This window comes from Kocuria sp. CPCC 205231, from assembly GCF_040980965.1.
GTDB lineage: Bacteria > Actinomycetota > Actinomycetes > Actinomycetales > Micrococcaceae > Kocuria > Kocuria rosea.
This window is the reverse complement of the sequence record NZ_JAVKPP010000001.1, coordinates 306,500-326,446: the sequence shown is the minus strand read 5'-3', so window position 1 is coordinate 326,446 and position 19,947 is coordinate 306,500. Positions and strand designations below refer to the sequence as shown.

The window sequence follows — 19,947 nt, the reverse complement described above, 5'->3', positions numbered from 1 at the left end:
GTCAGGCTCCGGCCACGCGGATCTGGATCTTCGTGTCGGTGGGCCGGCCCTCAGCGCCGCGCTCGAACGCGGCCACGGCGTCGGCGAACGGATAGGTGGCGCTGATCAGGGCGCCCAGGTCCACGGCCGGGGAGGCGGCGAGCTCGATGGCCCGCTGGTAGGAGTTGGCGTAGCGGAACACGGTCTCGATCCGCAGCTCCCGGGCCTGGGCCGCGGCGACGTCCAGCGGCACCGGGTCCACGGGGATGCCGACCAGGACCACGGTCCCGCCGGGCGCAGGGATCTCCCACAGATTGCCGAAGACGTGCGGGCTGCCGCTGGCCTCGAACACCACGTCCGCGCCCCAGCCGTCGGTGGCCTCCCGCACCGCCTCGCCGAGGTCCTGGCGGGAGACGTCCACGGCGTGGATGGTCGGATAGGCCTCGATCTTGGCGAACTTCTCCGGTGCCACGTCCGAGATGTACACGCGGGACGCCCCGCTCGCGGCGGCCGCGATCGCGGTGAGCACCCCGATGGTGCCGGCGCCCACCACCACCACGACGTCGCCCGGCGCCAGACCGGCCTTGGTCACCGCATGCACCGCCACGGCGAAGGGCTCGATCAGGGCACCCTCCTCCAGCGAGAGCTGCTCGGGGAGCTTGTAGGTGAAGTCGGCGGGGTGGATGATCTCGGGCTGCAGGCAGCCGTCCACCGGGGGTGTGGCCCAGAACTGCACGTCCGGGTCCACGTTGTACATGCCCAGGCGCGCGGCCCGGGAGCGCGGGTTGGGGATGCCGGGCTCCATGCAGACCCGGTCCCCCACGGCCAGGTGATCGACGCCCTCCCCCACCTCCAGCACCGTGCCGGAGGCCTCGTGGCCGAGGACCATGGGGTTCTCGACGACGTAGGGCCCGATCCGCCCGTGCGTGAAGTAGTGGACGTCGCTGCCGCAGATGCCCACGGTGTGCACGCCGATGCGCACCTCGCCGGGGCCCACCGGGCGCAGCCCCGGGACGGGCCGGACCTGGATCTCGTGCTGGCGTTCGAGGACGACGGCGTCCATGGTGCTCTCCTGGGTGCTCGGGGACTTCGCGGCGGTGGTCGTGGGGTTCAGGGTGGTGAGCGTGGTGGGGTTCATGATCTCAGGTCCTTTCAGGCGGCCATGGCGAGGCGATCGCGGCGCGGGAGCATCCGGCCGTCCTCGGTGGTGATACCGGGCTGGGGCGGGTGGATGAAGAAGGTGGTGAGGGTGCCGAGGAGCATCAGGGCCGCGAAGACCCAGCACACCCCGATCGGGCCGAGGACGGGCAGCAGAAGGGTGGCGATGCCGGGGCCGAGGAACGTGGTCAGCCCGGAGGCGAGGTTGTGGGCGGAGATCGCCGCGCCGCGGTGCTCGGGGGCCAGGGCCGGGAAGATGGCGCCCATCGGGACGAACGCGGTGACGGACAGGGCGAAGAGCACAGCGGCCCCGACCATCGCCGGGAAGCTGGGGCCGAACCACACCGGGACGTAGGCGAAGGCGAGGACCGCGAGGGCCATGCCGCCGAAGCCGAACCAGCGCATCTGGCGCATCCAGCCGTAGCGGTCGCCGAGCCGGCCCCAGACGATGTTGGCGCCGATGGTGATGGTGTTCATGATCGCCCACAGCATCATCCACTCGGGCAAGGTGAACCAGGACTGCCCGCCGATCTCGCCGGTGGTCAGGTACAGCGGCATCATCATGGGGAACGCGTAGAGGGTGAGGTTGCACAGCACACGGATGACCACGGAAAGCGCGATCTGCCGGTTCTCCACCAGGATGGTCACCCCGCGCAGCAGCTCGCGGGTGCGCTCGGCGCCGTGCAGCTTCTGGGAGAGGTCGGTCTCGGGCGGGGCGCCGGGGACCAGGAAGGCGCACATCAGGGTGCCGGCCGCCACGAAGGGCAGGGACGCCCAGAGGGTGGCGTACTCGCCGATGACGGGGACCAGGAGGCTGGGCACGTAGGCGCCCATCACGCCGATGCCCAGCGAGAAGGAGGCCCAGAACCAGCCCATGGCCGAGGCCAGGCGGCTGGGGTGCACCGACTGCGCAATGAGGACAACGAAGGAGTACATGAACAGCGGGTAGGCGACCCCGCGCAGGGCGTAGATGATGATCGTCCCGACCACGCTCTCCAGCCCCACGGTGAGGAACAGGACGTGCAGCACCATCCAGAGCACGCCGCCGAGGACCATCAGGCGCTTGGCGCCGACGACCTCGGCGAGCACGCCGGTGGTCCAGGCCGAGATGGCGACCACCAGGCCGTAGACGGTGAAGACGAGGCCGGCCTGGGTGGGCGTGAAGCCGTTCTCGACGAGGAAGCGAGACAGGAACGTGAGCTCAAAACCATCACCGGTCATGAAGATGGCGAGGGCGAGATAGCCGAAGAGCAGGCGGCGGGGCATGCCGAACATGCGGGTACTCCTTCGTGGACACCAAGCGGGAGGCACCTGACGAGCAGAAGAGCGGGCAGCCGGTGCGCGATGTCCTCAACGCTACGGAGGTGTGACGCGGGCCACTAGCCGGTTAATTCGACGCGGACTGATACTTCTGCGTATATGCCGGTGCTGCTTCATAGGACTCCAACGTCCTCACCTACCCTGCCGAAGCTTCAGGCCGTACGTCCCGGCAGGCCGTCCCAAGCCTCGGCGCGACGCGTCACGTCTGCTGACACGGCACTCACCGTTCCGGGATGTCGGCAACCCTAAGCTGCCCCTATGGGTCAATTGCACAATGCCAACGCCGTCCGTCTTTCCCCTGGCCTGTATGAGCTCCTCGAAGATTCAGCGTTGGCGACGGAACTTACGGAGTTGCCGGATGGCAGTGCCGCTCTGGACACCGTGGATCCTGCCGACACCCCTCACGTTCTCGCGCGCTATCTCCGCGACCGCATTCTGTTCCACTTAGAATCCACACCCGCCGCCACCCGTGTGCACGAAGCCAATCGCATCCTGGCGGCCCTTAACGACGAAATGCAGGATCCGGCGAGCATCAGCGAAGGTCCTCGACAACTCATGTCGATCGCGCCGACGACCGGTGCTGCGCTACGAAAGCCAGCAACGCCACTATCTGACGCTGCTCTGCTCACCAATACACCGCATGAGCCGCAGGTCGGACGCGAGATCGCCAAGGAGCTCGAAAGCGCCGATCGTGTGGATCTTCTCATTGCTTTCATCAAGTGGTCCGGTCTGCATGTCATGGACAAAGAGCTCCAGTCGTTGAAGGACCGCGGCATTCCGTTCCGCGTCCTGACCACCGTCTACATGGGTGCCAGCGATGCCAAGGCAATCAACGCGCTGGCGCGTAAGTACGGCGCGGAAGTTCGAGTCAGCTACGAAACCCGCAATACGCGCCTGCACGCCAAGGCGTGGATGTTCCACCGCAAGACCGGCTTTAGCACGGCCTATGTCGGCAGTTCGAATCTGTCGCACGCCGCCATGCTGGACGGGCTCGAGTGGAACGTGCGCCTGTCCTCCGTCGCGACGCCGGCACTCCTCCATAAGTTCGAGGCGACCTTCGAGAGCTACTGGGCGTCGGAGAGCTTTGAGTCCTACAACCCGGATGATGACGGCGAGCGCCTCGCGAGGGCGCTCGCCGAAGGAGGCGGACGGGTGTCTTCGGAGGTCTCCATTGCGCACCTAGATGTCCAGCCCTATCCCTACCAAGCTCAAATGCTCCAGGAGCTGGAGGCCGAGCGTGTTATTCACGACCGCCACCGGAATCTCGTGGTCGCCGCGACGGGCACTGGAAAAACCATCCTCGCGGCTTTGGACTATCGCAGGCTGCAGGCCGGTACCCCTGGTGAGCTATCACTGCTTTTTGTGGCCCACCGCCGAGAAATTCTCGAGCAAGCACGCCAGACCTATGCCACAGTTCTGCGTGACGGCGCCTTCGGTGAGCTCATGGTCGACGGCTATCAGTCAGTCAGAGGCAAACACGTTTTTGCGTCGATTCAATCTCTTAACGCCAAGAGCCTGGACCGCTTCGCCCCTGAGTCGTTTGACGTGGTAGTCATCGACGAGTTCCACCATGCCGATGCTCCGACCTACCGCAAGATCATTGAGCACTTCCAGCCTCAGGAACTCCTCGGACTCACCGCCACTCCGGAGCGCGGCGACGGCGTCAACGTCGCAGAGAAGTTCTTTGGAGGCCGCATTGCGAGCGAACTGCGCCTGTGGGATGCCCTCGATCAGCAGTTGCTGACGCCGTTCCATTATTTCGGCGTCTCAGATGGCGTCGACCTGTCTTCACTTCAGTTCCGGCGGGGTCGGTACGAGGACAAAGAACTGGATGCCGTCTACACGGGCAATGACGCACGCACGGCCAAGGTGTTGCAGGCTCTCAACGACAAGGTGCTCGATCCGCATCGCATGAAAGCCATTGGCTTCTGCGTCTCCGTCAAACATGCGGAATATATGGCACGGAAGTTCACGGCGGCCGGGCTGCCGTCCGCGGCACTGTCCGGGGAGAGTTCCAGCGACGAGCGGCGGACTGCCCTCAAGTCGCTGCAGCTCGGAGAACTGCGTGCCGTCTTTGCCGTCGATCTGTTCAACGAAGGCCTTGATATTCCGCAGGTCGACACCATTCTCATGCTCCGGCCGACGCAGTCCTCCACGCTGTTTCTGCAACAACTGGGACGCGGCCTGCGGCTAGCTCCCGATAAACCCGTACTAACCGTTCTGGATTTCATCGGATTCCAGCACCGAGAGTTCCGGTTCGACCTGAAATACCGTGCCGTGACGGGATCGAGCCGGACGCGCCTGGCCAAGGACCTGGAGGAGGGTTTTTCCTTCCTCCCCTCCGGAACGCAGGTCGTCTTCGATACTGTCGCCCAATCCGTGGTGCTCGACAACGTGAAGCGTCAACTGCGCCTGACGACCCGGCAAGTGGTCGACGAGATTAGGGATTTGGCGGCGCAGCAGCCGTCGCCCGAGTCGTACACCCTGCGTCAGTACCTGACAGATTCCCTCTCAGAGGCATCGGACATCTACCGACGGAACAAGTTTGACGGTCGGCCGACGACCTGGAACACCTTGCGTCGTGCCGGTGGACTGGTCCCCGATGTTCTGTGGCCCGCCGAGGATCAGGAGACGGAGGTCCTCGTTTTGCTACAGCGCGCCAAGGCGTTTTTGAACGTGGATGACCCCGCCCGGCTACGGTGCTACGAGGATTTGCTTCGCCCGGATGCCCCGCCGGTGTTGTCTCTGCCGCTCAGAGAGCAGCGAATAGCGCGCATGCTCTACTACTCCTTCTGGCCACAGGGTCGGAAGAGCGGCGGTCCGGGCGAATTAGAGAGCGGCCTCCAGCTGCTCCGGTCGCACGCCATCCTGCGGAACGAGCTGACGCAGCTCATCGACGTCACCGCCGACGGCGCACGCAACCTGCCGCGTTCACTGGGACAGGACTACGCCGACATTCCCCTGCAGACACATGCGCACTACACCCGGGAGGAACTTCTGGCCGGTCTGGGCATGGGAGAAGAAGGGCAGCGCACTCCCGGCACAGTGCGCGAAGGCGTGTCCTGGATTCCGTCATCACGCTGCGAGGCGCTTCTCGTCACGCTCCATAAGTCGGAGAAGGACTTTTCGCCCAACACCATGTACAAGGACTACGCCGTCTCCGAGACGCTCTTCCACTGGGAGTCGCAGAACCAGACGACTCCGGAATCCGCAGCGGGACAGCGTTATCAACACCACACCGTACAGAACAGCCACATCATGCTGTTTGTCCGTGAGTCCCCGACTCAGGAGGCCGGCACCTCGCCGTACGTCTTTTTGGGACCTGTCGATTATGTGTCGCACGAAGGGTCCAAACCCATGTCGATTATTTGGAAATTGCGCCGTCCGATGCCGTCCCCCGTGTTCTCGGCCGCGAGCACGGTAGCGCCTCTCAGTTAGAGCCGCGGACGGCGGGGCTTAGAACTCGATCACCTGTCGCACCGCCCGGCCCGCATCCAGCTCGTCCATCGACTCGTTGATCTGGTCCAGCGTGATGTGCGAGGTGATGAGCTTCTCCAGCGGCAGCACGCCGTCCCGCCACATCTGCTCGTACTTGGGGATGTCCACCGCCGGCACGGCGGAGCCGAGGTAGCTGCCGATGATCTGGCGGGCCTCGGCGGTGATCTTCAGCGGCTCGATCTGGGACATCGCCCCCGGCGCGGGCAGGCCCACGGTGACGGTCACCCCGCCCACGGCGGTGGCGTTGAAGGCGGTCTCGAACGCCCGGGGGTGCCCGGCGGCCTCGATCACCACGCGCGGCTTGTCCTCGAGCGCCACGAGCTCGTCCGGGGTGAGCGCCTCGTCCGCGCCGAACTCCTTGGCGAGCTCCAGCTTCTCGGCCAGCGCGTCCACGGCGATCACCCGGCGGCAGCCCACGGCCTTGGCGACCAGCACCGCGGCGAGTCCCACGCCGCCGAGGCCGACCACGGCCACGGCGTCGTCGGGGGTGGCCTGCGCCGCGTTGATCACGGCTCCTCCCCCGGTGAGCACCGCGCAGCCCATGACGGCCGCGATGGGGCCCGGGACGTCCTCGCCCACGGGCACCACGGAGCGCCGGTCCACCACGGCATGGGTGGCGAAACCGGAGACCCCCAGGTGGTGGTAGACGTTCCCGCGGGTCTCGGAGCGCAGGTGCATCGAGCCCTCGATGAGGGTGCCGGAGGCGTTGGCCTTCGAGCCGACCGTGCACGGCAGCAGCCCCTCGGTCTTGCACGCGGCGCACTCGCCGCAGCGCGGCAGGAACGCCATCACCACGTGCTGGCCCACGGCCAGGTCGGTGACCTCGGCGCCCACGTGCTCGACGACGCCGGCCGCCTCGTGTCCCAGCAGCATCGGCAGGGGCCGCGGCCGGTTGCCGTTGACCACGGAGAGGTCGGAGTGGCACACCCCGGCGGCGGTGATCCGCACCCGCAGCTCGGTGGGCCCGGGCTCGCCGAGCTCGAGCTCCTCGACGCGCAGCGGCTGCGACTCGGCGTACGGGGCGGAGGCCTCCATGGTCTCCAGGACGGCTCCACGAATCTTCACGACGACCTCCGGAATCGGTGCACGGGTGTGACGCCGTTCACCGTACCGCCCGACTCTCCGATGATCGAGGACGTGCGCCCGTTCGCCCCGCCGCGGACGCGGCTCTCGAGGGCCAGTTCGACAGTCGGCTGAGTATGCGTAGGATCGATGGGCGACATTGCCCCGAGAACCCTCCCCCCGTCCCGTCCTCATCGGGAACCACGACAGAGAAGAGACATCACCCATGATCGGATTCATCGTTGCCGGCCTCGTCATCGGCGCCCTCGCCCGCCTGATCAAGCCCGGCAAGCAGAACCTCAGCCTGATCGCCACGCTGCTGCTCGGCCTGGCCGGCTCGGTGATCGGCGGCGTCATCGCCAGTGCGCTGGGCACCGGGGACATCTTCGAGCTGAACGTCCTGGGCTTCATCGTGGCCGTCGTCGCCGCGGTGCTGCTCATCGGCGTGGCCGAGGGCGTGGCCGGGCGCAGCAAGGCCGTGCGCTGACCGCTCACCGGACAGCCCGGTAGCGTCCACGGACTTCTCCGAGACGGCCCGCGAGCCGGCCGTGCCCCTGCTGGGCACCGGTCGGATCGCGGGCCGTCTCGGAGAAGTCCGCGAAGCCTGCCTCCCCTGAACGGACGGCCGTGCGGTGCATGCGGAGGTGAACTGTTCCGCATTCCCGGGTGAATCGCTGTTGAACAGGTTACGAATCGGTACTAGGGTTCTATGCACCCGAGAACGGTTTGATGTCAAGGGCGTTCGGCGACCACGCGCGCACCTGGAACGCGAGGTGGTGCCATGTCCGATCGAAATCTTCACGTGATCCGCCGGGTCGGCGCTGTCCTCGGGCACTTCCTGGTCTACGTCCTCATCTGGGCGGGGCTCGCGCTGCTCATCGCCGCCGCCGGCATCCGGTACTACTGGGGCGAGATCTCCGTGGGCCAGATGCTCCTGAACCTCGTCTCCGTGGAGATGGACGGCGGGGGCGGAGCCATCGTCTGGATGGGCATCCTGGGGATCGGCGTGGTGCCCCTGCTCCTCACCGCCGGGATCGCCCTGTGGCAGCACGTCCGGCGCCGCCGGCGCCGCCAGCACGGCCACGACCCGCGCCCTCGCCGCACCCGGTGGATCATGCGCACCCTCACCACCGCCCTGGTGGGCACGCTGGTGATCGGCGGCACCACGGCCTTCGCCACCACGGTGGGCGTGCGGGACTACATCAGGGCGGGGAACTCCGAGTACGACCTCGGCGACTACTACACGGCGCCGGCCGTCACCGGGGATCAGGACCGGCGCAACCTGGTGCTGATCTACCTCGAGTCCGGCGAGCAGACCCTCGCCAACGACGAGCACTTCGAGAAGGACGCCTTCGCCCCGCTCAAGGAGGTCACCGAGGCCTCGGACGGCTGGCAGAGCGTGGCGGACCTCCAGCAGTACCGGGGCGGGGGCTGGACCATGGCCGGTCTCACCGCCACGCAGTGCGGCATCCCGCTGAAGGGCATGGGCTCCGCCGCGGACAGCGGCGCCCTCAACGAGCTCGGCGGGGACGTGGAGACCTACCTGGGCGGCACCACCTGCCTGGGCGACGTCCTGGACGAGCACGGATACCGCAGCGTCTTCCTGGGCGGCGCCAACGCCTCCTTCGCCGCGAAGGACACCTTCCTGAGCAGCCACGGCTACGACGAGGTCAAGGACCTCTCCGACTGGCGCGCCGCCGGTGACCCGGAGGAGAGCTTCCGCGGCGACTGGGGCCTGAGCGACGGACGCCTCATGGCCCACGCCGCGGACAAGATCGACGAGCTGCACGCCGAGGCGGAGGAGACCGGCCGGCCGTTCAACCTCTCCGTGCTGACGCTGGACACCCACGAGCCGGTGCACATCTACGACTACTGCACCGTGGACACGCAGAACGAGGTCACCTCCGCGTTCTTCTGCTCCATGACCCAGGTGGCCGGCTTCGTCCAGCACATGGAGGAGCAGGGCTACCTCGAGGACACCGCCGTGGTGATCATGGGCGACCACCTCAAGCACATGAGCGCCGGCGACGCCTTCCACGAGCAGCTGGACCACCACGACAACCGCACCATCTTCAACCGGATCTGGGTCCCGGGCGCGGACGGGAACAGCACGCCGCGCCCCGGCGTGGACCAGCTGAGCATGTACCCCACGCTCCTGGAGGCCGCCGGCCTGACCCTGCAGGACCGCGCGGCCGGGCTGGGCGTGTCCGCGTTCGCCCCGACGGTCCCGGAGGACTCGGCGCAGGCCATGCAGCCGGAGCTCTACGCCGAGCTGCTGGACTCCCGCTCCGCGCCGTTCTACGCGGAGGCCTGGGCAGGCGAGACCGCCGCCGAGTAGCGCTGCCCGGCCCCCTCGCCCGGCGGCGGAATCCCGCTCCGTCATCTGTCCGCGGCCCTGGGTGGCCCGCCCGCCCCGGCCTAGACTGGTGGCCCGGGAGGGGTCGCATTCCAAGGAGCGTGCATGATGGCCTTCATCCAGCTGATCGAATACACCACCTCGCGGCCGGAGGAGGTGGCCGAGGTCGTCGCGGAGTGGGAGCGGGCCTCGCAGGGCAACCGCACGGCCCGCCGCGTCCTGCTGACGCAGGACCGCAAGGACCCGAGCCGCTACTACGAGATCGTCTCCTTCGACTCCTACGAGTCCGCCATGGAGAACTCCGAGCTCCCGCAGACCCAGGAGTACGCAGGGAAGATGCGCGAGCTCATGGACGGGGAGCCGACGTTCCGCGACCTCGACGTCGTGGAGGACCGCGAACTCTAGTGCCCCGGATCGCGACCCGTGGGCACTGCCCACGGGTCGCACCCGCCCCTCGCCGGCGGAGCGGCCCGTCCCCTTGCCCCGCCCATGCGATTGCAGGGCCCCGCGGCCCCTACTCGAAGCGGGTGGTGGTGATGGCGGTGTTCGTGCGGAGCATCCCGCAGGCGGCGGCGATCGCCACCAGCGCGAGCAGGAGGCTCGCGCTGAGGGCGGCGAGATAGGCCGGACCGGGCCAGCTGACGGTGCGGCTGTCGTCGAGACCGGTGACGAGCAGCCACGCCACGCAGAACCCCAGCCCGGCCGAGAGCAGCAGCACCGCGGCCAGGGGCACGGCGGCCTCGCGCACCACCACACCGCGCAGGGCGGACAGCGGCATGCCGATGAGGCGCATCAGCCCCAGCACCCGCCGGCGGTCGATGACGGCCGCGGCGGTGGCCACGGCCAGGGAGATCCCGGCGATGACCACCACCACGAACGCCGCGGCGTAGGCCAGCACGGACAGACTCCGGACCAGCTCCGCGCCGCCGGTGGCGGCGGCGTCGGCCCGGGAGACCGCCGCGGTGGTGCTGAGCCCCGACGCGGTGAGCACAGTGCGGGCACGGTCGAGGGCCCCGGGGCTCCCGTCGGTGTCCACCACCAGCAGTGCCGGCACCAGCCCCTGCAGGTCCGTCACGGGGGCGGCGGTCAGCGGAAGGGGCTCCTCGGTGTGGGTCTCGAAGAAGGCGGCGTCCACGGCGACCACCGGGGCGGCCGAAACGTCCTCGAACCCCAGGACGGTGGCGTCGGCAGCGGTGAGCAGGATCTCGGCGCTGCCGCCGGGGTCCGCCGCGGGACGGGTCCAGCCCACCACGGTGTCCCGGACCCCGTCGAGGCCTTCGGCCCTCCCGGCGAGCCCGGTCACGTCCGCGAGCGCCCGGTCCGGCTCCATCCAGGTGTGCACGCTCGCGGACGGGAGCATCCCGGGGCCGGCCGAGGGCGTCTCGTCCGGGCCCACGCTGCTGGAGGCGCCGGCGAAGACGGAGACCATGAACACCCCGATCACCAGTCCCGAGACGGAGCGGAAGGTGGCCCGGGGCGTGAGCCGGATGCGTCCGGCGGCGATCACGGCGGCCGCGCCGGAGGCGCGGGCCAGCCCGATCCGGGCGGCCAGCAGCGTCAGCCAGGGTCCGACGACGACGATGCCCACCGCGGTGAGACCGAACCCTCCGATCAGCAGCACCTCGAGCGCGCCGGGGTCGAGGCGCCCGGTGTCCGCGAGCAGGACGCCGGTGCCCATCGCCGCGAGCCCGGCCGCCAGGGGCACCGTCCGCCGTGCGGTGGGCGCCGGTTCGGCCTGGGCGCGGGCGGCACCCAGGGGGCCGATCCCGGCGCGGAGGGTGCGCAGGCCCGCCACGGCGGCGGAGGCGAGGGCGACCACGGCGACCACCGCCGCGGTCGTGACCGGTCCGACGGCCAGGTCGGCCGGGTGAAGTCTCGTGCCGTTGACGGGCAGCTGGGCGGCCAGGGGGCGCACCGCGGCGGCGGCCACGACCCCCAGCACGGAGCCGAGGAGACTGGTGGCGGCGATCTCGACCGCCGCGATGCCGGCCACCGTGCGCGGGCTCGCCCCGATGAGGCGCAGGGTCGCGAAGCGCTCCGCGCGCTGGGCCGCGCCCAGGCGCGTGCTGATGCTGATCAGCAGCAGCACGGGGAAGAGCACGGCGATGCCGCCCACCACCATCAGGGTGCGGTAGTTGCCGGTGTTGTCCGCGAAGGAGTTGACCGAGAAGTCGGGGACGATCGCGGCGGCCGGCCGCTGCCGCAGCTCGGCCTCCTCGGCCCCCCTGACCGCCACCAGGGAGTCCGGTCCGGCCAGGGCCGTGTCCTCGATCGCGCCGGCGAGGGTCCCGAAGCGGTCCCCGAGCTGATCGGCCGGGGTGGACTCGATCAGGTCCTGCAGGGCCGGGGAGGCGTAGTACGTCCCCGGCTCCGGGGGCGCGCCGATCCCGGGGATCCGCACGGCGGAGTCCTCGGTGACGGCGACGTCGCGGCGCTGGACGAGCTGGTCCCGGAACACCTCGTCGGCGCGGTCCACCAGGGCCGTGTCCGCGGTGAGCGGCACCGGCCGGGCCTCCTCGGCCGCGGCGGAGCCCTCGGCACCGGCGGCGGCGACCACTGCGGGCACGCGGTCCGCGTCCAGCCACAGGGCGCGCGCATCGCGCTGGATCATGCCCTGGCCCGCTCCCCACACCAGCAGCAGCAGGCACACCCCCACCGCCACCCCGCCCACGATCCCGGCCAGCCGGCCCAGCGAGGAGCGGCTGCCCACCAGCGCGAGCCGCAGCACCGCCGGGTTCACGCCGCGACCCACTGGTCGGCGCCGATCATGCCGTCGCGCACGACGACCTCGCGGTCGGCGTAGGCTGCCGTGCGGGGGTCGTGGGTGATCATCACCACGGTGGTGCCGGCCTCCCGGACCAGCTCGAGCATCAGCTCCAGGACGGTCTCGGAGGCCAGGGAGTCCAGGGACCCGGTCGGCTCGTCGGCGAACAGCAGCGCCGGTTCGCCGACCATCGCCCGGGCGATGGCCACCCGCTGGGCCTGGCCGCCGGAGAGCTCCCCGGGCAGCCTGTCCTCCTGCCCGGACAGTCCCAGCCGTCCCAGCAGCTCGGCGGCCGAGCGCAGCGCCGCCCGGCGCCCGGTGCCGGCCAGCAGCAGCGGGACGGTGACGTTGTCCACCGCGCTCAGCTCGGGCAGCAGCTGCCCGTACTGGAAGACGAAGCCGAACTCGCGCAGCCGCAGGGCCGAGCGCGCCGCCTCGCCCAGCTCGCTGAGCACCACCGCCGGCTCGTGCCGGGCGGCGGGCCGGTCGGCGGATCGGTCGGCGGATCGGGCGGCGGATCGGTCGAGGGGCCGGGCGTAGCTGACCGTGCCGCGGTCCGGGACCATGACCCCGGCCATGCAGTGCAGCAGGGTGGACTTGCCGGAGCCGGAGGGGCCCATCACGGCCAGCACCTCGCCGGGGAGCACCTCGAGGTCGACGCCGCGCAGCGCGGGGGTGGCGCCGAAGTCCTTGTGCACTCCGCGCACCGACAGCAGGGGAACAGGGGTGGGGGTCATGCGTTCGTCAGCTCCTTCTTGAGGTGGGTGAGGCGGGCGCCGGTCAGCTCGATCCAGCGCAGGTCGGCCTCGATGTGGAAGAGCCCGTGGTCGCACATCAGGACCTGCAGCAGGTCGCCCTCGCGCTTGAGCCGGGTCAGCTCCCGCATCCGGGCCATGTGCTCGGCGCGCTGGACGTCCAGCAGCCGCTGGGCGTCGTCGTCGACCAGCAGGGCGATCACGGTCTTGGCGAACAGCTCGCTCTGCAGGGTCGGGGACGGCACATCAGGGGTGTGCAGCCACTGCTCCACGCGCTGCTGCCCGGCCGGGGTGATCTCGTACTTCTTCCGGTCCGGGCCCGCCCCGGGCTCCTCGCCCAGGGCCCGGATCAGCTCGTCCCGGATCATCCGGGCCAGGGTCGAGTACACCTGCCCGAAGGCCAGCGGCTTCTGCGAGCCGAAGTAGCGGTCGTAGGCGTGCTTGAGGTCGTACCCGTAGCTGGGCTCCCGCCGCAGCAGCCCCAGGAGGGTCAGCGCATTGTTCATGCCCCCATCTATACACCCAGTGCATAGTGGAACGCGACAGGGTCCTGTGGCCGGTGCACGTCGTGTCGGCCGCGGGGTCCCATCAAGGTGCGGCCGCGGCGCGGCCTCAGGCGGTCGCCGGCGGCACGGCCCGGCGCTGCAGTCCCCGCCGCCGGCCGAGCAGGATCAGCACGGCCGCGACGGCGGCGATGACGAGCATCGGCGCCAGCATGAACGGGCCGCCCACGCCGGCGGAGCGGTCGACCGCCTCGCCCATCTGCCCCGTGAGCGTGGACACCAGGAACAGCACCACGTTGTTCGCCGCGTGCACGAGCGAGGCCGCCTCGAGCCCGCCCGTGAAGTGGGTCAGCAGCGACATCGCGACCCCGAAGACGAAGTAGTACGCGATGAGCCACCCGTCCGAGGCGAAGTGCGCGATCGAGAAGGCCGCCGCGCTCACCAGGGTGCCGAGCACGAGGGACGGGACCGCCCCGGAGACCCACGAGCCCGCCGCGCGCTGGATCACCCCGCGGAACACGTACTCCTCGGCCGCGGCCTGCAGGGGTGTGGTCAGCAGGACGATCGCGAGGAAGGCCCAGGCGGTCGCGTCCAGGGCCAGCGGCCCCGGGGCCTCGAGGAGCGCCACCACCGCCGCGTAGCCCACGAACAGGGGGACGACGACGACGGCCGCCCGCCCCAGCCAACCCCACCGGAAGCGACCCTCCACCGCGTGCAGGGTGCCGACCGGCTGCCGGTGCAGGTACCGGTGCAGGACCACCGCGACGGCGGCCGAGGCGATCAGCGCCAGGTTGGTGGCCAGCAGCAGCACCGGGGTCATCCCGATCTGTCCGCTCGCGATCTCCTCCGTGCTCATGGTGCCCCGCAGGAGCTCGATCGCCACGGCGCCGAAGGACACCACGACCGAGATCAGCAGGATCGCCGCGCTCACGGCCAGGATGCTGATGAGACCCTTCCACCAGCGGTTGCGGGGCGTCCGGTAGAACTCCGAGTGGGTGAGCGGCGCCGCGGTCGTCGGACCGCCGGGTCGCGGAACCGGAGTCCCGCCGCCCAGGCGAGCGGACGGGGCACCGGTCTGCCAGGGCGCCGGCCGGGGCGGAGGGTACGAGGTCATGGCCACAGAGTAGTTCTCGGGCCGTCCCGGGAAATCCACCCCGAGGTGGAAGCCGGGGGGCCCATCACCGTGGACCTGGGGACCGCCCCGGGCTCAGGTCTGCTCCTCCCCGAAGACGTGGCCCCGCTGCTCGGCGTAGAACTCCGCCTCCGCGGGCTCAGGCCGGTCCTGGCCGTTGAGCAGCCGGTGCCAGAGCGGGTAGTAGGCGGGCAGCTGCGACGCCGTGGTGATGCGGTCCCGGGCCTCCTGGGGCAGCGTCAGCTCGGCGGCGTCGAGGTCCTCCGTGAGGTGCTCGAACCTCCGCGCGGCGATCACGGTGCCGTCGATGCCCGGGCGGCCCAGGATCCAGGAGATCACCACCTGGGGGATCGTCCAGCCGAGCTCCCCGGCGATCTCGTCGAAGAGCTCGATCAGGTCGTAGGCGCGGTCCCGGTCCACCACGTGGGGCTCCGGCCAGCCGGTGCCCTGGCGGGTGTCGGCCGGGGTCTCGGCGCCGCGGCGGACCCTGCCGTTGAGCAGCCCCTCGCCCAGCGGGCTCCACCCGAAGGTCGCGATCCCGAGGTCCCGGGCGGCCGGTACGATCTCGTACTCGATCTCCCGGGCCTCCGGCGTGTAGTACGCCTGGTGCGCGATCGGGCCCTGCAGCCCCGCGGCCCGGGCCTCGTAGACCGTCTTGGCCAGCTGCCACCCGTTGTAGTTGGACACGCCCCAGTACCGGATCTTCCCGGCCCGGATCAGCTCGTCGGCGGTGGCGATGGTCTCGGTGATCGGGGTCTGCCCGTCCCACTGGTGGATGTAGAGCAGGTCGAGGTGGTCGGTCCGCAGCCGCTCGAGGCTGTCCTCGACCGCGCGGGTGAGGTGGAGGCGACTGGCGCCGCCGTCGTTCGGGCCGTCCCCGGTGGGGGTCCGCGCTTTGGAGGTGAGGACCACGTCGTCCCGCTTGTTCCCGAGGATCTCGCCCAGGACGCGCTCCGAGTCCCCGGCGGAGTACAGGTTGGCGGTGTCGATGAAGTTCACGCCGCGGTCCAGGGCCTCGTCGACCTGGCGGCGGGCCTCGTCCGGGCCGAGGCCCGCGATCTTCTCGAACCCTCCGCCGGAGCCGAAGGGGATGGTGCCCAGGGCCAGCCGGGAGACGTAGAGGCCGGAACTGCCGAGTCGGGTGTACTCCATGGGGGAACTCCTCTGGTCGTGATCGGTGCTGGTGGTGCGTGCTGGTGGTGCCTGCCGGCGCTCCGGAGGCGGCCGGCGGACCGGGCCCCGGGGCACGGTAGGCGACAACGACGGACCGGTGCTCAGGAATTCCTGGAGCGGGCCTCGGCGGTGGTGAGCGCGTGGGCCAGCGCGGTGAACTCGCGCACCGCCCCGGTCCAGTCGCCCAGCAGCGCCCAGAGGTCCAGGCCCTCGTGCCGGCGCTCCTCGAGCCGGTCCGCCAGGGCGGCGAGGACCGCCGAGCGCAGCTCGGTGTTGATGTTGATCTTGCCGATGCCCGCCAGGGGCGCGCGGACCAGCATGGTCTCGGGGATACCGGAGGCGCCGTGCAGCACGAGGGGGGTGCGGTCGGCGGCCTCGCAGATCTGCTCGAGGCGGCTCCAGTGCAGGCGCGGGGTGCCCTGGTAGTGCCCGTGCACGTTGCCCACGTTCACCGCCAGCAGGTCCGCCCCGGACGCGGCCAGGAAGGCGGGGACCGCATCGGGATCGGTCATGCCGCCGGCCGCGGAGATCCGGGCCGTGTCCTCGTCGCCGGGGAGGCCGCCGAGCTCCGCCTCGACCACCACGCCGGGGCCCGCCAGCTCGCGGGCGCGGGCGACGAACGCGGCGTTCTCGGCGTGGGGCAGGGCGGAGCCGTCGGCCAGGACGGCGTCGGCACCGGCCGCCACGGCCTGCTCGACGAGCCCCAGGTCGACGGCGTGGTCCAGCTGCACGCACACGGGGGTGGCGGCGTCGTCGGCCAGGTGGCGCAGGGCGGTGACGAGGCGCCGGCCGCCGGTCCCGGCGGCCGCCTTGGGCGGGACCAGGAGGATCACGGGGCGGTCCGCGCGCTCGCTGGCGGCCACCACGGCCTGGGCCGTGGTGAAGTCGTAGGTGCTCAGCGCCGGCACGGCGGTGCGGGCGTCGAGGGCGGAGGTGACGACGTCGAGCAGGTTGGCGCGCACGGGCACAGTCCTTCGTCAGGTGTCGTTCAGCGGTCGGCCGGGGAGAGGTCCCCGAGCACGTAGGTCTTCAGATCGGCGAGCGTCTGCTGCATGTGCTCGTCCATGGCCCGGCGGGCCCGCACGGGGTCGGCGGAGCCCAGGGCGGCGACGATCCTGCGGTGCTCGTCGATGGCGTGGGCCTGGATCTCGGGCACCCGTGAGGTCTGGGCCCGCCGCTCCTCCAGCACCCGGTGCAGCGGTGCGAACAGGACGGCGATGAACACGTTGCCGGAGGCCTGCAGGATGCGCTCGTGGAAGCGCAGGTCGGCGCGCACGAAGGCCGCCACGTCCTGGGCGCGGTGGGCGTCCTCCATGGCGTCGGCGTCCCGGGCCAGCCCGGCCAGCTCGGCGGCGGACAGCCGTCCGGCCGCCAGCTCGCAGGCGCCGGCCTCCAGGAAGCGGCGCAGCTCGATCAGCTGCACGGCGGCCGCCGCGTCGTCCTGCCCCTCGGAGACCGCCCGGATGACCGCGTCCAGGGACGCCCACTGGGACACGGGGTTCACGAAGGTCCCGCGTCCGCGCTCCACGCGGAGGATGCGCTGGGCGCCCAGGGTCCTGACCGCCTCCCGCACCGTCATGCGGCTGACCTGGTGCTCCGCGCTGAGGTCGATCTCGCCGGGCACCACCGAGCCCGGGGGCAGGTCCCCGGCGACGATCCGGTCGAGGAGGGCGTCGGCGACCTGGTCGACCAGGGACGGGCGGGCCATGGTGCTCCTCTGCGGTGAGGTGGACGGCGGAGGGCAGCTCCTGCGTGCTCCGCCCGTGACAGGGGATCCTATCAACCAGGGAATGTCAGATGTCCGAGCAGTCGAGGGGCGACTCCCCCGGCCGCGCGCGGCATTCCTGCCGTTGACCACGTGTCCCACGACACATAGCATGTCTGACATCTTACAGGTGGAGTGTCGGTGCGGAACCGGCCAGGACCTGAGGACCGTCCTGACCGCTCCCCGAGAGGAAGTCCCCGCATGACCGTTCCCCGGACCCTGCTCGTGCTCGACGACGACCCGACCGGCTCCCAGTGCGTCCACGACGTCGACGTCGTCCTGGAGCTCGACCCCGCCCCCGTGCTGGACGTCGTCCGGCACCCCGGGCGCACCTGCTTCGTGCTCACCAACAGCCGGGCCCGGCCCGAGGCCGAGGCCGTGGCGATCAACACCGAGCTCGTCTCCGCGGTGCTGGAGGCCCTCACCGCCGAGCACCTGCCCCTGCCCCACCTCGTCTCCCGCAGCGACTCCACCCTGCGCGGGCACGTCATCGCCGAACCCACGGCCCTCGCCGACGTCCTCGCCCGGCACGGGGTGGCGGTCGACGGGTTCCTCCTCGCCCCGGCCATGCTCGAGGCCGGCCGCTACACCGAGGACGACGTCCACTACGCGGTCCTGCAGGGCCGCCCGATGCCCGTCGGGGAGACCGACTTCGCCGCGGACGCCACCTTCGGCTACTCCTCCTCCGACCTCAAGGACTTCCTCGTGGAGCGCTCCGGCGGGACGCTGGACCGGGACGCGATCCTCTCCCTCGGCCTGACGGACATCCGCTCCGGGGGCGTGGACGCGGTCGCCGGCATCCTGCGCCGGGCCCGGGACCGGGCCTGGGTGGTCGTCAACGCCACGGAGTACGCGGACCTCGACACCGTGGCGCAGGCCCTGGCCGTCCTCGAGGCCGAGGGCCGCACGTTCGTCACCCGGTGCGGCCCGTCCTTCGTGCGGCCCCTGGCCGGGCTGACCGGCTCGCGCGAGCTCGGCCCGGAGGACATCGTGGTGGGCCCCGGGCGGCTGCCGCACGGACTCGTGGCGGTCGGCTCCCACGTGGGGCTCACCAACCGCCAGCTCGCCGAGCTGCGGACCCGCCGCGACCTCTTCGAGGTCGAGCTCCACGTGCCCACCCTGCTCGACGACGACGCCCGCCCCGGCTACGTGGCCGACGCCGTCGCGCGGATCACCGAGGCGCTGCGGACCAGCGACGCGGTCGTGTGGACCAGCCGCGAGCTCGTGCGCACGGACGACCCCGACGAGTCGCTGGCCATCGCCCGGTCGGTCTCCGACGCGCTCGTGGAGGTCGTGCACGGGGTGGCGCAGGCCCGCCCGGCGTGGGTCGTGGCCAAGGGCGGGATCACCTCCCACGAGGTGGCCCACCGCGGTCTCGGCATCCGCCGGGCCACCGTGGCCGGCCAGTTCTTCCCCGGCCAGATCTCCATGTTCCAACCCACCGATGCCCCGGACACCACCCGGGGCGGGCCCTACGTGGTCTTCCCCGGCAACGTGGGCACCGAGAGTGCCCTCGCCGACGTCGTGGAGGTCCTCGACCGGGCCGCCGCACACACCCGCACCTCTGATCCCCAGGAGAACCCGTCATGAGCACACCCCTGTCCGTCGGCTTCCTGGGGCTGGGCGCCATGGGCGCCCCCATGGCCCTCACCCTGGCCCGCGCCGGTTTCCCCGTCCGCGGCTTCGACGTCTCCCCCCGCGCCGGGGAGGTCGTGGGCGCCGCCCTGGAGCTGCTGGTCGACCCCCGGGAGGCGGCGGCCGGCGCGGACGTCGTCGTCGTCATGGTCGCGACCGGGGCGCAGCTGCACGACGTCCTGTTCGGCGAGCGCGGCATCGCCGACGCCCTGGACCCGGACACGGTCCTGCTCGTGATGGCGACCGTCGGCCCCCAGGCCGTGGAGTCCGCCGTGCAGGGCCTCGAGGGCCGCGGCATCCGGCGGGTCGTCGACGCCCCGGTGTCCGGCGGCACGGCGCGCGCCGCCACCGGGGACCTGCTCGTGATGGTCGGCGGCGCGGACGAGGACGTCGCGGCGGTCCGGCCGCTGCTGGACGCGATGGCCGCCAACGCCCCGCTCGTCGGCCCCCGGGTGGGCGACGGGCAGCGGTTCAAGGTGGTCAACCAGCTGCTGTGCGGAGTGCACATCGCCGTGGCGGGCGAGGCGCTGGCCCTGGCGGACTCCATGGGCCTGGACCCGGCGCAGTGCCTGGAGGTCCTCTCGACCGGGGCCGCCACGTCCTTCATGTTCGAGGACCGCGGGCCGCGGATGCTGCAGGGCGAGCAGGCCGAGGTCCGTTCCGCCCTGGACATCTTTGTCAAGGACATGGGCCTGGTCACCGACGCCGCCCGGGCGGTCGCCCAGCCGGTGCCGCTGGCCTCGGCGGCCGAGCAGCTCTACGTGCGCGGCCGCCGCGAGGGCCACGGCCGGCACGACGACTCCTCGGTCTTCGACATCCTCCGCTCCCGGTAGGGGCAGCACGCACG

The 19,947-nt window shown here is 70.9% G+C and carries 17 protein-coding genes and 1 tRNA gene; 7 read left to right on the top strand and 11 right to left on the bottom strand.

Features of this window, described 5'->3' with window-relative positions; all coding sequences use genetic code 11:
* Nucleotide 1 precedes the first annotated feature (1 nt).
* The 3 genes from RF640_RS01585 to RF640_RS01575 all read right to left on the bottom strand — a co-directional run bounded on the left by RF640_RS01585 (nucleotide 2) and on the right by RF640_RS01575 (nucleotide 3,378).
* Nucleotides 2-1,117 carry an NAD(P)-dependent alcohol dehydrogenase gene (locus RF640_RS01585; protein ID WP_095650674.1) on the bottom strand — a complete coding sequence of 372 codons (1,116 nt, stop codon included), beginning with the start codon at nucleotides 1,115-1,117 and terminating at the stop codon, nucleotides 2-4.
* A gap of 14 nt (nucleotides 1,118-1,131) precedes the next feature.
* Entirely contained in the window at nucleotides 1,132-2,412 is a 1,281-nt protein-coding gene (locus tag RF640_RS01580) for an MFS transporter (RefSeq protein WP_368826297.1), read from the bottom strand.
* Between the two features lie 651 nt (nucleotides 2,413-3,063).
* On the bottom strand, nucleotides 3,064-3,378 hold the full coding sequence (locus RF640_RS01575; RefSeq protein ID WP_150110237.1) for a hypothetical protein: 315 nt from the start codon (nucleotides 3,376-3,378) through the stop codon (nucleotides 3,064-3,066).
* Here RF640_RS01575 and RF640_RS01570 point away from each other — a divergent pair.
* Nucleotides 3,363-3,436: transfer RNA gene (locus RF640_RS01570), tRNA-Ala, on the top strand. The genes RF640_RS01575 and RF640_RS01570 overlap by 16 nt on opposite strands.
* The gene (locus RF640_RS01565) at nucleotides 3,436-5,895 is read left to right on the top strand and encodes a DUF3427 domain-containing protein (protein ID WP_368826295.1); all 2,460 of its coding nucleotides are present in this window, start codon (nucleotides 3,436-3,438) and stop codon (nucleotides 5,893-5,895) included. The genes RF640_RS01570 and RF640_RS01565 overlap by 1 nt, the downstream gene beginning before the upstream one ends.
* 18 nt (nucleotides 5,896-5,913) lie before the next feature.
* Here RF640_RS01565 and RF640_RS01560 read toward each other — a convergent pair whose 3' ends face one another.
* A complete protein-coding gene (locus tag RF640_RS01560; RefSeq protein WP_031282172.1) occupies nucleotides 5,914-7,020 on the bottom strand; it encodes a zinc-binding dehydrogenase in 1,107 nt (368 codons plus the stop codon).
* A 223-nt stretch (nucleotides 7,021-7,243) separates the two neighbouring features.
* Between RF640_RS01560 and RF640_RS01555 the strand changes: the two genes are divergently transcribed.
* The 3 genes from RF640_RS01555 (at nucleotide 7,244) to RF640_RS01545 (ending at nucleotide 9,778) form a co-directional block, all read left to right on the top strand.
* Nucleotides 7,244-7,504: a GlsB/YeaQ/YmgE family stress response membrane protein gene (locus RF640_RS01555; RefSeq protein WP_133409484.1), complete on the top strand. Its 261-nt coding sequence runs from the start codon at nucleotides 7,244-7,246 to the stop codon at nucleotides 7,502-7,504.
* A 294-nt stretch (nucleotides 7,505-7,798) separates the two neighbouring features.
* Nucleotides 7,799-9,355: an LTA synthase family protein gene (locus RF640_RS01550; RefSeq protein WP_368826292.1), complete on the top strand. Its 1,557-nt coding sequence runs from the start codon at nucleotides 7,799-7,801 to the stop codon at nucleotides 9,353-9,355.
* A gap of 123 nt (nucleotides 9,356-9,478) precedes the next feature.
* On the top strand, nucleotides 9,479-9,778 hold the full coding sequence (locus tag RF640_RS01545; protein ID WP_095650667.1) for a hypothetical protein: 300 nt from the start codon (nucleotides 9,479-9,481) through the stop codon (nucleotides 9,776-9,778).
* A 109-nt stretch (nucleotides 9,779-9,887) separates the two neighbouring features.
* On the opposite strand, the gene RF640_RS01540 is transcribed toward RF640_RS01545, so the two are convergent.
* The 7 genes from RF640_RS01540 to RF640_RS01510 form a co-directional block, all read right to left on the bottom strand.
* Complete coding sequence (locus tag RF640_RS01540) at nucleotides 9,888-12,113, bottom strand: FtsX-like permease family protein (RefSeq protein ID WP_368826290.1); 2,226 nt, start codon at nucleotides 12,111-12,113, stop codon at nucleotides 9,888-9,890.
* Nucleotides 12,110-12,874, bottom strand: coding sequence for an ABC transporter ATP-binding protein (locus RF640_RS01535; protein ID WP_284563073.1), 765 nt, complete (start codon nucleotides 12,872-12,874; stop codon nucleotides 12,110-12,112). Before RF640_RS01535 ends, RF640_RS01540 begins: the two co-directional genes overlap by 4 nt.
* Nucleotides 12,871-13,398, bottom strand: coding sequence for a PadR family transcriptional regulator (locus RF640_RS01530; RefSeq protein ID WP_109244497.1), 528 nt, complete (start codon nucleotides 13,396-13,398; stop codon nucleotides 12,871-12,873). Before RF640_RS01530 ends, RF640_RS01535 begins: the two co-directional genes overlap by 4 nt.
* Nucleotides 13,399-13,504: 106 nt before the next feature.
* A complete protein-coding gene (locus RF640_RS01525) occupies nucleotides 13,505-14,509 on the bottom strand; it encodes a lysostaphin resistance A-like protein (protein ID WP_368826287.1) in 1,005 nt (334 codons plus the stop codon).
* A gap of 93 nt (nucleotides 14,510-14,602) precedes the next feature.
* Nucleotides 14,603-15,679 (bottom strand): aldo/keto reductase, encoded by a 1,077-nt coding sequence (locus RF640_RS01520; protein ID WP_368826285.1) that lies wholly within the window; start codon nucleotides 15,677-15,679, stop codon nucleotides 14,603-14,605.
* Nucleotides 15,680-15,801: 122 nt separating this feature from the next.
* Complete coding sequence (locus RF640_RS01515; RefSeq protein ID WP_368826283.1) at nucleotides 15,802-16,662, bottom strand: class II fructose-bisphosphate aldolase; 861 nt, start codon at nucleotides 16,660-16,662, stop codon at nucleotides 15,802-15,804.
* Between the two features lie 26 nt (nucleotides 16,663-16,688).
* The gene (locus tag RF640_RS01510; protein ID WP_368826281.1) at nucleotides 16,689-17,408 is read right to left on the bottom strand and encodes a FadR/GntR family transcriptional regulator; all 720 of its coding nucleotides are present in this window, start codon (nucleotides 17,406-17,408) and stop codon (nucleotides 16,689-16,691) included.
* 258 nt (nucleotides 17,409-17,666) lie between these two features.
* Here RF640_RS01510 and RF640_RS01505 point away from each other — a divergent pair, with 258 nt between their 5' ends.
* Nucleotides 17,667-19,055 carry a four-carbon acid sugar kinase family protein gene (locus RF640_RS01505; RefSeq protein ID WP_368826280.1) on the top strand — a complete coding sequence of 463 codons (1,389 nt, stop codon included), beginning with the start codon at nucleotides 17,667-17,669 and terminating at the stop codon, nucleotides 19,053-19,055.
* Nucleotides 19,052-19,933, top strand: coding sequence for an NAD(P)-dependent oxidoreductase (locus RF640_RS01500; RefSeq protein WP_126346782.1), 882 nt, complete (start codon nucleotides 19,052-19,054; stop codon nucleotides 19,931-19,933). The genes RF640_RS01505 and RF640_RS01500 overlap by 4 nt, the downstream gene beginning before the upstream one ends.
* Nucleotides 19,934-19,947 lie beyond the last annotated feature (14 nt).

Coding starts and splice junctions, on each gene's coding strand:
- RF640_RS01585 (WP_095650674.1), bottom strand. CDS start 1,117: ATGAACCCCACCACGCTCACCACCCTGAACCCCACGACCACCGCCGCG.
- RF640_RS01580 (WP_368826297.1), bottom strand. CDS start 2,412: ATGTTCGGCATGCCCCGCCGCCTGCTCTTCGGCTATCTCGCCCTCGCC.
- RF640_RS01565 (WP_368826295.1), top strand. CDS start 3,436: ATGCTGGACGGGCTCGAGTGGAACGTGCGCCTGTCCTCCGTCGCGACG.
- RF640_RS01555 (WP_133409484.1), top strand. CDS start 7,244: ATGATCGGATTCATCGTTGCCGGCCTCGTCATCGGCGCCCTCGCCCGC.
- RF640_RS01550 (WP_368826292.1), top strand. CDS start 7,799: ATGTCCGATCGAAATCTTCACGTGATCCGCCGGGTCGGCGCTGTCCTC.
- RF640_RS01545 (WP_095650667.1), top strand. CDS start 9,479: ATGATGGCCTTCATCCAGCTGATCGAATACACCACCTCGCGGCCGGAG.
- RF640_RS01535 (WP_284563073.1), bottom strand. CDS start 12,874: ATGACCCCCACCCCTGTTCCCCTGCTGTCGGTGCGCGGAGTGCACAAG.
- RF640_RS01530 (WP_109244497.1), bottom strand. CDS start 13,398: ATGAACAATGCGCTGACCCTCCTGGGGCTGCTGCGGCGGGAGCCCAGC.
- RF640_RS01525 (WP_368826287.1), bottom strand. CDS start 14,509: ATGACCTCGTACCCTCCGCCCCGGCCGGCGCCCTGGCAGACCGGTGCC.
- RF640_RS01520 (WP_368826285.1), bottom strand. CDS start 15,679: ATGGAGTACACCCGACTCGGCAGTTCCGGCCTCTACGTCTCCCGGCTG.
- RF640_RS01510 (WP_368826281.1), bottom strand. CDS start 17,408: ATGGCCCGCCCGTCCCTGGTCGACCAGGTCGCCGACGCCCTCCTCGAC.
- RF640_RS01505 (WP_368826280.1), top strand. CDS start 17,667: ATGACCGTTCCCCGGACCCTGCTCGTGCTCGACGACGACCCGACCGGC.
- RF640_RS01500 (WP_126346782.1), top strand. CDS start 19,052: ATGAGCACACCCCTGTCCGTCGGCTTCCTGGGGCTGGGCGCCATGGGC.